Raw genomic sequence first — 12,905 nt, forward strand, 5'->3', positions numbered from 1 at the left:
TCGGGCCGAAAACTCAGTAGGAGGAGAATTCCCAGCGCTGGTTCTCTGTGCCCTGGCACATCCACATGTGCACCTTCGAGCCATTGGCATTACCCATGCCCGGGTCATCCAGGCACATGTTGGTCTGCGGGTTGCGGATCTCGCCTACCAGCCGCCAGGACTGGTGCGCGCCACCATTGCAGGACCACATGCGGATCGGATTCCCATCGTGGCTCGCACCGTCAGCCGCTTCCAGGCATTTGCCGCCCAGCCCACGGATGGACCCGTCCGCGCCCAGTTCGAAGCGCTGCTGCGGCACGCCCGTGCAGTCCCACAACTGGACGCGGGTGCCATCCGCAGAATTGGCCCCTTCAACATCCAGGCACTTGCCACCGACACCGACAATCGAGCCGTTGGCGGGATTGAACTCCCACTTCTGGTTGCTGGTCAGCGCATTGCTGTACAGCTGGATCTTGGTGCCGTTGGCGCTGGACGCACCAATGGCATCCAGCACCTTGTTGGCCACGCCGACGATGGATGTGTTGGTGAACTTCCACGACTGATTCCAGTCACCATGGGCGTCGTAGAGCTGGATCCGGCTTCCGTTGCTTGTGCCATAGCCCACGATGTCAAGCACGCGATTGCTGGGCACGCCCGTGATGGTCGACGTATTGGGCTTCACGGTCCAAAGCTGCTGCGCGGTGCCCGGTGTGCAATCCCACACCTGGATGGCCGTGCCTGGCGCGGTGTTGGCGCCCTCGGCATCCAGGCACTTGTTGCCCATGCCGCGGATCTCACCAAAGGTCGGAATGTTGCGCAGGTTGACGGGCGCCGACACCGACCCTTGCGTGAACTGACCATCGCCACTGAACGTCGCCGTGATCGACGCGGTAGTGAAGCCTGCCGGAACGGTGTAGTTGATCGCAACCCTGGCCGGACGGCCGTAGGCGTACTTGTGCGTACAGGCCTGGACGTCACGGATGGCATCCCAGCACCCCTTGTCCAGGTCGGAAACCGTACCGAGGAACGGCGTGTTGACGGTACTGACCTGCACCTTGCCCACCGCTTGGCCATTGACCTTGAATTCGACGAAGCCGCCGATCTGCTCATTGCCTGGAATGTGATACAGCCCGAGTGCCTGGCCATCGACCTGCGCAGACAACTGGATCACCTGCCCCGGTGCCGGCAGCGCATTGGAAACAGACGCGGTCGTTGTGGTTGGAAAGCTGTACAGGCGCGGCAACGATTTGGCCTGAACGCTTGAAGACGCCGCTGCAATTCCAATTGCGAGAACACCCATCGAAACGTAATTCATCCTTGCTCCATTTACGTTGTGTGGAAATCCTATCCAGGGACTACCGTTGCACCCTTGCAAGCATTGAGCCCCTGCACTTCCCTGGCCATCGACATCGGGCCGCAGCCTTCATGGCCAGGAACTCCCGATAGTCTCATACGCGCCAGGCCAACGTCAGGGTGCTACGGCCGCCGACGCCGCACCTTCATCCGCAGACGCCGGTAACCGATCACCGCAGCGGTGGTACACAGTGCCGTGCCAGCCACGCTCAGCAACAGCAGCACGCCCAGCCGCGTGTTCTGCTGACGCAGCGCGGCAGGCAGGTCCCAGCTGTGCAGGAAAGAGAACAGCCAGCGCCCGGCCCGCTCGCGATGCCCCATCGTCAACAGCGGATCGCCGGTCGCCAGATCGATGTAAACGCGCGTGGCCTCGGCATCGCCGAACCACGCCACCGCCACCGGGAAGCGCCGCACCGCCGCACCGTTCATGGCCTCCGGCGCGCGCGCATAGAAGTACGCATCCGGCGCATGCCGGATCGTGAAACCCTGAATCGGCGCAGCGGACATCGCCTGCACCTTCTGCTTCAGCCATGCCTCCGGCAGCAGCCGTGCGACACGCAGGCGCCCTTCGACGGCCGACACGATGCGGGTATCGCCCTGCCCGTCCAGCAGCACGGCGAACAGTTCGCCACCGATACGTCGCCACTGGATCTCCACCGGCACGAAGCCAACGTCCGTCGATGCAGCCAGCAGCCGGCCGGGCTCGGCCAGTGCGCCCTCCCCCGTCACCACGCCACCTCGATAGTGCGCGGTGTCGATCACCACGCCCGTGCTGCTGAACACTCCCAGCGGATTCATCGACATCAATCCACTGAAGATCCAGGTGAACACGAATGCACTCGCCATCAAGCCGATCAGGTGATGCCAGCGCATCCACGGCTCCTGGTACGGCGTCTTCGACCCCGACCGGTACTGTCCGCGAAACCGCCAGCGCCAGATGCCGACCACGACCCCGCTGATCGCGGCCACGGTGCACAGCGCCGACAGCACGATCACCGTCCAGGTCCATACCGGGTCCACCGACTGCATGCGCAGGAAGTACAGCCAGTGCAACCACGCACCCACATAGTTCCAGCGCTGCTGCAGACGCGGCGCATCCAGCACGACTTCGCCGGTCCGCGAGGACACGTAGACATCTCCGGGCTGTGCACCACCGACGCCGACGCGGTACAGCGGTCGATGCGGATCCAGCGCGCGCGAATGCGTCCAGCGGTCTTCGTCCAGCGGCATGGCGCCAACGAAGGCAGGGCCGCCGGCGAACTGCGCGGCGGAAACCTCGGCCAACTGCGCCGATACCGGCGGCAATGCCTGTCCGGTAAGCGCCGACCACGCGCCCACGTTCGCGCCGGAGCGCACCACGTAGGCGGGCTCGCCACGCAGCGTCGTCAACACGACCCGCTCAGGCCCCTGTCGAACGGCTTCCGGCAACACGGAAAGTGCCTGCCAGCCGCGCGCGTCGACCAATGCGGGCAGCGCGGCCAACCGCTCCGCTGGCGTCAGCTTCGGGTAGCCGACGAACAGCATCACCATGCCGCTGACGAACCACAGCAACATCAGCAGGCACCCGCCGATGCCCAGCCAGCGATGCGTCAGGTAGGTCCAGCGTTTGGCGGTGGATCGCAACGACATGACGTGCGTCCTCAGAAGCGATGGTCGACGCTGAACTCGACGCGCCGGTCTGCGCCCAGCAACCACTGCGTGCTGGTGTAGTACGCCGTGGCGTAGTACGCCTTGTCGAACACGTTGAACACGCGCGCGGTCAGCCGTGTGCGCGGCGCGGCCTGCCAGGTCAGGGCCAGGTCGGTGGTGGCGTAACCCGGAAGCTGCAGCGTGTTGGCGTTGTCGGCATAGCGCTTGCCCACGTAACGCACGCCACTGGCCACGCTCCAGTCGGGCTGGAACTGCCAGCTCAACCAGACGTTGGCCAGGCGCTCGGCCACGTTCGGCGGCACGTTGCCATCACGCGAGACGATCACCGCCGGCGTGCCGGTGGCTTCCAGGAAATCCTCGAACCCGGCCTTGAGCACGGTCGCGTTGGCATCCAGCGACCACTGTGGAGCGAAGTTCCAGTTCAACGAAGCTTCGATTCCCTTTGAGGTCTGTGCCCCCACCTGCACCCGCCGGTCGGGCTGCAACGGGTCACGGCTGAGCAGGCCGGTCTTGCGGATGCGATAGGCCGCCAGCGTCCACTCGCCTCCGTCAAAGGCCTGCTTCATGCCAACCTCGACCTGCTTGCCCGTGGCCAGATCAAACACGCCATTGGCCGGGCTGATCATCAACAGGCCACTGACCGGGTCGGCCGCCTGCGAGTACTGCGCATAGAGGGTCAATGTTGGTTGCAGCGCAAAGATCGTGCCCGCGCGCCACCCGGTGCTGTTGTAGGTCCTGGAGAACGCACGCTGGCCGCTGACCAGGTCATTGCGGTCGATCGTGGCGCGATCGTGGCGCAAGCCCGCGAGCACCGACCAGCGCTCGCTCAGTTCCAGCCGGTCTTCCACGAACAACGCGACCTGTTCGGCGCTGTTGCGGTAGCGCGGCAGGTTGGGGGCATCGCTGCTGAACCCACCGGGCACCGGGTTGAAAGGATCCACCGGCCCCGAGCTGCCCGCATAGGTGTTGTTGGTGTGCTTGAAATGCGCACGGTTGGCATCGAAACCGACGGCGAAACTGTTCGGCAGCCCACCCGCATTGCCCAGCAGGCGCAGCGTGGAAGTCAGTCCGGTCTGGTCCTGGTTGTGGGTGATCTGGGTGTTGCCGGAACGGTCGATCAGGCCGGTGCGCCCGTTGTAGACATAGGCCTCGGCATTGCGCCAGTCACGCTGGCTGTCGATCTGGTAGACGCGCGCGCGCCATTCCACGGTGTCGTTCGGCGTCCAGGCCGCATCGAGCTGGGTCCAGCGGTCGCGGAAACGGATCACGCTGTCGGCCACGTTGTAGTTCTCGTGGCGCAGCGCGTCCAGCTGCCGCCCATCGATCAATGGCGTACCGAAGTAGCGCATCGGCTTCTGGTAGCCCTGCGCATGGGTCAGCGTGAACTGCAGGTTCGTCCGTGGCTGCCATAGCAGCGCAGCAGAGAACGTGGCATCGCCGTTCTGGCCGCGATCGACCCACCCGCTGCTGTAGTTGCCGCTGACATCCACGCGGTAGGCCAACACGGGCGTAAGTGCGCCACCGCTGCCGAAGCCCAGGCGCGCAGTGTCCTCACTGCCCAGGGTTACGCTGACCTCGTTCTCGATGGCGCCGCGCGAAGGCTTCTTCGGCACGATGTTGACCACGCCGCCGATGGCGCCATCGCCGTGGATGACCGAGGCCGGCCCGCGCAGCACCTCGATGCGCTCGATCGACCAGGTATCGAACGGAAAGGTGATGCCCACACCACCGTACTGGCGCAGGCCGTCGTACAGGCGCATCACCGAGGCGCCATCGGTGAAGCCACGACTGGACAGCGCACTCAGGCCGTTGCCCGGATGGGGCATGGCACTGATCGCGCCAGCGCGGGTGATCGCGTCGTTGAGATTGGAATCGCCGCGCTGCTCCAGCTGCTCGCGTGAAATCACCGTCAGGCTGGCCGGCGTCTGCAGCACGCTCAGCCCGAGCGCCGAACCGGTATTGGCGGTGGAGGACAGCGAACCGCTGCGGGTATCGACCACGCGGACGGTATCCAGGGTTGTCGGCAGCACGGCATCTGCAGCAAGCGCAGGCGTCGCCTGCAGGAAGGATGCGCACAACGCAGGCAGCATCGCCCAGCGCAGCGGGGCGAAGTTGGGGGTGATTTTCATGTGTTCACAGCATGCAAGGCCGCCCCGCACTGCGAGGCAGCAGAAAGAAAGGCGCACGCGGTAGTGCCAGGCCACGCCTGGCAACCCGGGAAAATCAATCAGCGCGTGCGCAAAGCGCTCAGACGGCCAGCAGCACCGGTGGCCCGCGCGCACCCAACGTGCCGCAGATCCGCTGCGGCAACGTCTGCACCGAACCGCGCAGCGCGCGGCACACCGGTGCCAGCAGAATCATCAACAGCAGCGCCGCCACCAGCAGGGTGATCAGTCGTGCGGCAATCAGGCAGTAATCGCAGTCCACGCCCATCTCGTGGTCGGCGTGTGGATCGGCCGGCGGCTTCGGTGTCGCTTCGCCATGCTGCATTGCCATCGCGTGGTGGTCGTGATGCCCTTCCATCGCGTGCTGCGCGTGCAGGGCGTGATCCATGACCGCCACCGGTGCGGCAGACGCAACAACGTGCCCATGTACCAGCCAGCGGCTCACCAGAGGCGCGAGCAGCACCAACAGCATGGCAAGCCATGCCAGGGTCTGGAACCGGCGGTGGAGAACGGAGCGGCGCACCCAGCCATTCTACGAGCCCGGGGCCAACCTTGGACCACGTTCAGGGTTTGGTCCCTGCGACACGGTGACGCAGGGTTCTGGCACCGACCACATGACGGATCCACAGTAGATCCACGCCATGCGTGGATGCTCTTCGCGCATCAACTCACGTACTGCGCTTGGCCATTACCGAACGACCAGTTCTCCCGCTTCACTTCCACCAGGTTGATGAACACATCCTCGCGGCGAATACCCACCGCCGCGTGCAGTCCATCGGCAATACCGGCATACAGCGCCTTCTTCTGCTCCAGCGTGCGCCCTTCGTTCCAGGTGATCTGGATGCAGATGAAATCATCGGTGCGAGCGATGCCCAGGTAACCCGGGTCGTACACCAGCGTGCCGGCGTCGTGCTCCTGGAAGATCTGGAAGCGATCGTTTTCCGGCACGCCGACGGCGCGCATGGCCTGGTAGATCGCTTCGCCGACACGCTGGCGATACTCGACGGATTTACCTTTGCGAAGATCGATACGGGCGAGCGGCATGGTGGCACTCCAGGGATGGGAGGGGGCGCGGCAATGGGCCGAGATTACGCCCGCCGAGGCTGGCGGGACAGCGCACGGATGGAACCCTCTGCTTTCATTCGTGGCATGGTCCCGCCCGCGTGCGCCAGGTGACGGAATTGCCATCGTGGCGCCGCTCTGGAGTCGTCATGTGCACGGTCGGCATGGGCGGCGATATGCGCCATCAGTGATGGGCGGCACTACTCGCGGTTGTCGGACGACACACAACCGAAAACGTCTGGCCTGCCTAGGGAAAGTTGAGAACTTTCCTTACAGACCGATGTGATTGCTTGGCTTGATGATCGCCACGCCGAGGCAAGACGCCTTGGTCGGGATTGGCGTCTCGAATAAACGAACAGGCTCACAGGAAGTTGCGATTTCAATCGCAGCAAAGAGAATGCACGACTGCCTTCAATGGCGGGCGGTGCGTGGGGATCGCAGGATCCGCCAGGCCTTTTCTCCCTGTGAGCCTTTCTGCCTTGGTACGCCAACCCGCACCGTCCGCCACCTTCTCTTTGGAAGGTGGCTCTATGCCAGTGAGGGTTCCGCCATGACCAACAACACCTTCCTCTTCCCGCGCCTGCATGCCCTGATCGGCGACATCGCCAGCAACGTTCCCGAAGACCTCGCACGCGAGATCGAGTGCGCACTGAAGGAGCAGCAGTTCCCTCCCGCGCAGCCGATGTTCTTCACCTTCCTGGATGCGATCCGCAGGGGAGATGGCGAAGACGGCCAGCCGTGCACCACGCAGATGCTCAACGCACAGACCCTCGCCTCCCTCGGCCGTTCACTGTCCGCACTGACCGCCGTACTCGATCTTCTGCACGCGGCAGAGCGCGCACGCGTGGACGGAAGTACCGACGGGCAGATCGGCGACTTCCATCGAAATGGTCTGCTGCTGGCCGCGCGCCAGATCGCGCATGCCGCGCAGACGGGTCTGGGCGATGCGATCACAGCGGTGGCAAACAAGCCCGGGTAAATCGCAGGCAACAAAAAAGCCCCCATCGCTGGAGGCTTTTTTCGTTCTGCAACATGGTGGGCGGTACAGGGATCGAACCTGTGACCCTTGCCGTGTGAAGGACGAGACAGGCCCTTGGTGCACAAGGGATACGCCCGAAATCCCTTGATTCTCCGTGTCGTTGCGTCCCACTGAATTTGGCCGCACACTGCAATTTGCACTTACGACGCACTTACGGGACATGGGAACCAAGCTGACGATCCGCGCCGTGGAGCTGGCCAAGCCCAGCGAGAAGCCCTACGAGATCAGCGACAGCGACATGAAGGGCCTGCTGCTGCGCGTGCAGCCCTCGGGCGTGAAGTCCTACATCGTGACGTGGGGCCGTGGAAAACGGCGAACGCTCGGCAAGCACCCGGTGATGACGCTGGCCGGCGCGCGCGCTGCGGCACTGGCTGCACTATCGGAAGCCTCCCAGCACGGCGCCCCGGTGGCTGTGAGCAAGCCCAAGGCGGACATCACGGTGTCCGACGCCTGCCGCGACTACGTGACCGCCCTGGAGAAGGACGGACGCAAGACTGCATCGGATGACGCCAGGCGCCGGTTTGAGCGTTGCCTCTACGGCGACAAGCTGGGCAAGATCCGCCTCAAGGATCTCCATCAGGATCACATTGAGGCCTGGCGCGATCGCGTTGAGAAAGGCGACCTCCCGCCCCTGCCGGTGAAACGCGGCCGCCCACCGGTGCCGAAGCCCTTGGCGCGGTCCAGCATCAACCGTATTCGCACGACGCTGGTAGCCGCTCTGAACCACGCCGTGGCGCGCCGCAAGGTCTCCCCTGACCTCGCATTCGAATGGAACGCCGTGAAGCCGCTCAAGGACGCCAGCCAGCGCCGTGGACTGTACTTGGAGCGGACGCAGCGCCGCGCGCTGCTGGAGGCCGCTGAGGGCCCCGTGCGCGACGTGATCGAGTGCGTGGCGCTGACGGGCTGCAGGCCGGGCGATCCGTCGCTGTGTCTGCGCTCGGACTATGACGGCCGCACCGCCAGCGTGAGGTTCCGCAGCAAGGACCACGACCGCAAGATACCGCTCTCCCCCGCTGCCACTGCGCTGTTCGACCGGCTGGCCAAGGGGAAGCTACCCAAGGCGCACTTGTTCACCCAGGACGGGAAGAAGGTGTGGACGCCCACCGACTGGAGCGAGCTCGTTCGGGATGCCGCAGCGCGCGCTGGGCTACCTGCCGGAGTGACGCTCTACACGCTGCGCCACTGCTGGATCACAGACGCCATCGTGGGCGGAATGGACCTGCTGACCGTGGCGAAGCTGGCCGGCACGTCGCTGGCGATGATCGAGAAGCACTATGGCCATCTGGTGCAGGGCGCAGCGCGCGACAAGCTGGCGCAGGTGCAGTTCCTTTAGCACGGCTCAATTTTGAGCGGTGCTTTGAAATCAGTAACCTGCTTGCAAACCTCAAAGATGAGGTTTGCAGAGCCCCCAACTAGAGCACGCCGGCACGAATTGCACGCTCTCGGAACTCGTCCACGTCGATCTCGGCGCCACACGCCTCCCCGACAGCCAGCTCAGAAAGCAGCAGAGCAGCAACCTCCATTTTGCGGTTGAATACCTTCAGCGCATCTTTCGTATCGGCGAGAGACTGCTTGAGAGTCTTCCCGCTCGCCTGACCTGGATACGGCTCATCACTGCCAAGTTGCAGCTGCGCCTCCATATGCTGCACGGCACGCGTCAGCATTTCGACAGACGCCTGATACACCTCACGCTGAGCAGCGATCCCGGCCCGAATGCCGAGGGTGCCAGGCGGCTCTAGCCGGCTAGGTTTAAATGACTGTTCCAGTCGGTGGACGAGCTCGGCGGACACGGACCGCCCTGCACGCTCGGCGGCGTCTTCCAGCTGCTTTTTCAACGGCGCTGGAAGCCGCAGTTTGAACTGAACGTCTTGGTTGCTCATGGCCGGAATGTTGGACCAAATTGGTCCTTGACCGCAAGGGACCATTGTGGTCCACTGCGCTCAACGGACCACATTGGTCCATACATGGAGCGAAGATGAACGACCAGCACGAACGCCTCAGCTACACCACCGACGAGGCCTGCGCCGTTACCGGCCTGAACCGCAATGCCCTCTATCGAGCAATGGCCGCAGGTCTGCTCTGCACCTTCAAAGTCGGGAAGCGCCGCATGGTCTCGGCCCGCGCGCTGCGCGAGTACATCGAGGCCCGCGAGAAAGAAGCTGCCGCCTAAGGGGCAAGCCATGACTAGGTGCCCAGAAATAGAAACGGCCCACCCGGTTGCAGCCGGAGTGAGCCGTGAAAGCCATCGAACCCTTACCAGGAACGAGACCATGACGCCCATCGTACACCAACCGATGCCGGCCGCAATCGGGCATACCCCCGTGCCCCTGCCGGACTTTTCTGACACCGCGCGCTGGGGCTTGGTAGAGGTGAAGGACAGCCTCAACTCCCCGCGCTATGAGCCGGGCGACCTGCTGCATGTAGACCTGCGCCGCAACTACTTCGCCGGCGACGCCTGCTATGCGGTAGAGATTGCCGGGCAGCAGTCGATTCGATTCATCCAAGCCCGCCCCGGTGGCTTGCACGTCTACACACGCAGCAATCCCGGCGCTGCCTACCCGATCCCTCCCGACCTGCTGGTAATCCTCGGGATGGTCACCTACGCCACCACCACGCGGAGGGTCGGATGAAGCCGCATGCCCCTGCCCCTGTCCGCAGTACCGGATACAACCGGCCACCAGGCGCGTGCGGCAACATCGAGTTCGCGCTCCACTTCGCGGCATGGATGGCCAGCCGTCGCCGACCGCCTGCAGTGCCAGAGATCATGAATCGCTGGTGCATGTCCCGCGCTACCGCCTACCGCTACCTGGCCCGCTATCGAGACGCCTTAGCCCTGGAGGCGTACCCATGAGCGCTCAGCTAATGGCTATTGGCGACAGCGGTCGACCGGAGCCAACCACCCCCGACGATGCCTACGCACCGCGCGCACTGCCAATGGGGCCGCGCAACGCGGTCACGCCGGCCAGCATCCGTTTCATCTACTGGAACCGCCCAGGAAACGAATGCCGGGCGGTGCGGGTCAAGCGCATCCACCGGCCGCACACCCGGTGCAACCGTGGCCCGTTCGTCAAGGTGGTGTTTGAGTGCACGCCAATCACCCGCGCCACGCTGCCAGAAGGCCCGCTATTGGCCGACGAGAAGCACGTTGCACTGACCCGCCCGGACGATGCCCACGACCCGTTGTGGGCGAATCTGCCAGCGCGGGACCGCGCGCGCCTGCACAAGGCAATGGGGGCGCAGCCATGAGCCGACAGAAGCGAAAGACCCCAGCACCGCGGCTGCGCGTCAGCCCGAATGCAGAGACGCTTCTGCGCACCATGCTGGCCACCTGCGATAAAGCCAAGCTGCGGGCCATGGCCGCAGATCCTGGCGGGCGGGCGGAACTGTACCGCCTGCAGCGGATAGCAGCGGCCCGCGTAGAGGAGTTTGAGGGATACCTACAGCTAGCTAGGGATGCCGAAACGATGTTCTCCACCGCGCTGAACTCCACGCTGGAGGCCTGAGATGAATCAGGATCTGTTCGACGCTCTGGAGAAGAGCAATTCCGCTGCGGCCAAGCGCGCTCTGCAGGACCTGGACTCCGCCAGGACTGTGGACGTGATCTATCGCTCCCAAGTTGGCGCATGCCTGCCCTTTACCCCCCTTCCCTTGCACTACTTCGGGAAGAAGGTGGCCATCGTGATCGTAGGGGAGGCAGATGAGTGAGCGAGAAGCCCGCAAGCTGGCCAAACGACGCGCACGGGCCACGGGGCGCAGCAGCAGCGTCTACGTGCCCATCTCGCCACACGTCCGCCTGTACGCCTGGGAACTGGAGTGTCAGGCGTATCGCACCCTCGATCCCGTCGCGCGCGCGCTGCTGGTGGAGCTACGCGCGCTGTACCGGCCATCCACCGGCGCTGAGGTGTTTCTCAGCGTTCGGGAGGCCATGCAGCGCGTAGGCGTCACGCAAAGACCCGTGCAGAACGCATTCAAGTCGCTGTTGGAGCGAGGGTGGATCGAGGAAGCAAAGGCCGGCAGCTTCGACCAGAAGACAGGCACGGGGCGGGCTCGCTCGTTCCTCCTGACGAACATTGGCCCTGCCGGCGATGACGTTGATGCGAAGCGGACATACATGCGTTGGAAGCCATACGCCAGCGAATGCCAAAAAATCGCGGTAGCGCCAGACGCTACAAACCGTAGCGCTGAGCGCTACAGCGACAAGGCCGCGTAACGACCAACTAACGAAAGCGTAGCGCCAGACGCTACGGATGGAGCGATTTATGGTCAAAAACCGTAGCGCCACACGCTACACAGATAACTACTACCAGGCGGTGTGTTGTTTCGCGCACACCGCGCCCCTGCTGCACGCGGTGCAGGCACTGCACGGGATGCACCCCATGCGCCCGCTGCACGTCATGCACCACGTTCACCAGTGCACCAGGTTCACCACCGCCGTACGCCACCTGGCCCGCACTGTACGGGCCAAGATGTACGCGATGCGCGACCTGGTGAAGCAAATCCGCGGCATTCGGTCAGAAACAGCCTATGCACCAGCTGCTCGGCGCGCGCGCTGCCGTCAAAACCATCGAGGAGCAGCAAGCGGCTACCACAACCTGCTGCTGGCTCCAGCGGAACGGAGGGACAAGTGAGCGGTCAGCAACCACGCGCTCCCCATGGCGGCAGTCTTCCGACTTCGATCACAGACGTGCGCGAGCGCTTGGAGGCGACAGGTCACTACGTGACGATCGACGGCCGTGTAACGGAACACACTGCGGCAACGCTCATCCCATGCCCTGTCAGCCGCCTTCGAAGGTGGCGGCTGGAGGGAAAGGGGCCCCGCTTCTTCCAACCAGCGAAGACGCCCTGGTACTACCTTGGGGATATCCTTTCATGGATAGAATCGGGGGAAGGATTCCACTGAGCACGTCATAGGACAACCTCTGGCTTCAAAGTTCGAACTTTGGTTGCAACTTCGTCAACGAGGGCAGCGCAGTAATGAAAAAACTCATCATCTGCCCTCACCAGGAAGTCGAGCTCAGAAACGTCACCTTCTTCAAAGAACTCGCCCTCCGCACGCACCTTGAACGGAAGTTCATCTCGGCGCGCAAGCAGTTCGCTGTAACTTCGGCCAGCACCGTGCTTCAAGACGTTGATAGCCAGCAGCAGATCTGCGAAGTCTTCCTCAAGTTTTGCATGCCCGCCCGCTTGCAACACTGCCCGAGCAGCGCTAAAGCCATGCTCTACGCCAAGTGCACTCTGCAGAGCTGCCTCAAACATCGAGACGAGGCCAACGGCCGTCATCGCACGCTGCAGCTCAACTGCCTGCAGTGCTTTGACTAATATGGTGCTACCTGACTCTTCCAGCAGAGCGAGCACGCTCTCCCTGGTATCCTCTGTGCTAGTTGTTGTCATCGCTGCGCAGCGAGCTGCAAGTTCCGAAAATGGATGCATTCTTAGTCTCAATAGTTGTTGACCGCCAATCGCTGACAGGGCTGCCTCACCCACGCAGGGTGACAGCCAGGAAAACGCAAGTACACGCGCGCTGCTAGAACAGAATTAGCACATCGCCCCGTGTGGGTGTCGTACCGCCTACAGCGCCCCCGCTGTAGGAAACGCAGAATACTCCTGGCACTACTCAGGCAATGTCCTCGCTTGATAAAAGAAGGCAAAAGCCTGAA

16 protein-coding genes are annotated in these 12,905 nt (G+C 63.6%); 9 read left to right on the forward strand and 7 right to left on the reverse strand.

The features are described from left to right. Positions 1-13 precede the first annotated feature (13 nt). The 5 genes from ABIA73_RS18050 to ABIA73_RS18070 form a co-directional block, all read right to left on the reverse strand. A complete protein-coding gene (locus ABIA73_RS18050; protein WP_243377984.1) occupies positions 14-1,150 on the reverse strand; it encodes an RICIN domain-containing protein in 1,137 nt (378 codons plus the stop codon). 305 nt (positions 1,151-1,455) lie between these two features. Next, a complete protein-coding gene (locus ABIA73_RS18055; protein ID WP_354276108.1) occupies positions 1,456-2,961 on the reverse strand; it encodes a PepSY-associated TM helix domain-containing protein in 1,506 nt (501 codons plus the stop codon). Positions 2,962-2,972: 11 nt separating this feature from the next. Beyond that, positions 2,973-5,111 carry a TonB-dependent receptor gene (locus ABIA73_RS18060; protein WP_354276109.1) on the reverse strand — a complete coding sequence of 713 codons (2,139 nt, stop codon included), beginning with the start codon at positions 5,109-5,111 and terminating at the stop codon, positions 2,973-2,975. Positions 5,112-5,229: 118 nt separating this feature from the next. Further along, positions 5,230-5,619: a DUF2946 family protein gene (locus ABIA73_RS18065; RefSeq protein ID WP_218788807.1), complete on the reverse strand. Its 390-nt coding sequence runs from the start codon at positions 5,617-5,619 to the stop codon at positions 5,230-5,232. 191 nt (positions 5,620-5,810) lie between these two features. Next, a complete protein-coding gene (locus ABIA73_RS18070) occupies positions 5,811-6,191 on the reverse strand; it encodes a tautomerase family protein (RefSeq protein WP_132825782.1) in 381 nt (126 codons plus the stop codon). Between the two features lie 568 nt (positions 6,192-6,759). Here ABIA73_RS18070 and ABIA73_RS18075 point away from each other — a divergent pair. Continuing rightward, positions 6,760-7,188 (forward strand): hypothetical protein, encoded by a 429-nt coding sequence (locus ABIA73_RS18075; protein ID WP_354276110.1) that lies wholly within the window; start codon positions 6,760-6,762, stop codon positions 7,186-7,188. A 220-nt stretch (positions 7,189-7,408) separates the two neighbouring features. Beyond that, positions 7,409-8,581, forward strand: coding sequence for a site-specific integrase (locus tag ABIA73_RS18080; RefSeq protein ID WP_354276111.1), 1,173 nt, complete (start codon positions 7,409-7,411; stop codon positions 8,579-8,581). A 79-nt stretch (positions 8,582-8,660) separates the two neighbouring features. Here ABIA73_RS18080 and ABIA73_RS18085 read toward each other — a convergent pair whose 3' ends face one another. Next, complete coding sequence (locus ABIA73_RS18085; protein ID WP_354276112.1) at positions 8,661-9,128, reverse strand: Arc family DNA-binding protein; 468 nt, start codon at positions 9,126-9,128, stop codon at positions 8,661-8,663. Positions 9,129-9,223: 95 nt separating this feature from the next. Between ABIA73_RS18085 and ABIA73_RS18090 the strand changes: the two genes are divergently transcribed. From ABIA73_RS18090 to ABIA73_RS18120, 7 genes are all read left to right on the forward strand, one after another. Beyond that, positions 9,224-9,418, forward strand: coding sequence for a helix-turn-helix domain-containing protein (locus ABIA73_RS18090; RefSeq protein ID WP_354276113.1), 195 nt, complete (start codon positions 9,224-9,226; stop codon positions 9,416-9,418). A 100-nt stretch (positions 9,419-9,518) separates the two neighbouring features. Then, positions 9,519-9,878 carry a hypothetical protein gene (locus tag ABIA73_RS18095; RefSeq protein ID WP_354276114.1) on the forward strand — a complete coding sequence of 120 codons (360 nt, stop codon included), beginning with the start codon at positions 9,519-9,521 and terminating at the stop codon, positions 9,876-9,878. 217 nt (positions 9,879-10,095) lie between these two features. Further along, positions 10,096-10,494: a hypothetical protein gene (locus ABIA73_RS18100; protein ID WP_354276115.1), complete on the forward strand. Its 399-nt coding sequence runs from the start codon at positions 10,096-10,098 to the stop codon at positions 10,492-10,494. After that, positions 10,491-10,751, forward strand: a complete 261-nt coding sequence (locus ABIA73_RS18105) for a hypothetical protein (RefSeq protein ID WP_354276116.1) — start codon at positions 10,491-10,493, stop codon at positions 10,749-10,751. The genes ABIA73_RS18100 and ABIA73_RS18105 overlap by 4 nt, the downstream gene beginning before the upstream one ends. A 1-nt stretch (position 10,752) precedes the next feature. Beyond that, positions 10,753-10,953 (forward strand): hypothetical protein, encoded by a 201-nt coding sequence (locus ABIA73_RS18110; RefSeq protein ID WP_354276117.1) that lies wholly within the window; start codon positions 10,753-10,755, stop codon positions 10,951-10,953. Then, the gene (locus ABIA73_RS18115) at positions 10,946-11,458 is read left to right on the forward strand and encodes a hypothetical protein (RefSeq protein ID WP_354276118.1); all 513 of its coding nucleotides are present in this window, start codon (positions 10,946-10,948) and stop codon (positions 11,456-11,458) included. Before ABIA73_RS18110 ends, ABIA73_RS18115 begins: the two co-directional genes overlap by 8 nt. Positions 11,459-11,507: 49 nt before the next feature. Next, positions 11,508-11,876 (forward strand): hypothetical protein, encoded by a 369-nt coding sequence (locus tag ABIA73_RS18120; RefSeq protein ID WP_354276119.1) that lies wholly within the window; start codon positions 11,508-11,510, stop codon positions 11,874-11,876. 277 nt (positions 11,877-12,153) lie between these two features. On the opposite strand, the gene ABIA73_RS18125 is transcribed toward ABIA73_RS18120, so the two are convergent. Further along, a complete protein-coding gene (locus ABIA73_RS18125; protein ID WP_354276120.1) occupies positions 12,154-12,603 on the reverse strand; it encodes a hypothetical protein in 450 nt (149 codons plus the stop codon). Positions 12,604-12,905 lie beyond the last annotated feature (302 nt).

The organism is Stenotrophomonas sp. 2694 (assembly GCF_040548715.1).
GTDB classification, from domain to species: domain Bacteria; phylum Pseudomonadota; class Gammaproteobacteria; order Xanthomonadales; family Xanthomonadaceae; genus Stenotrophomonas; species Stenotrophomonas indicatrix.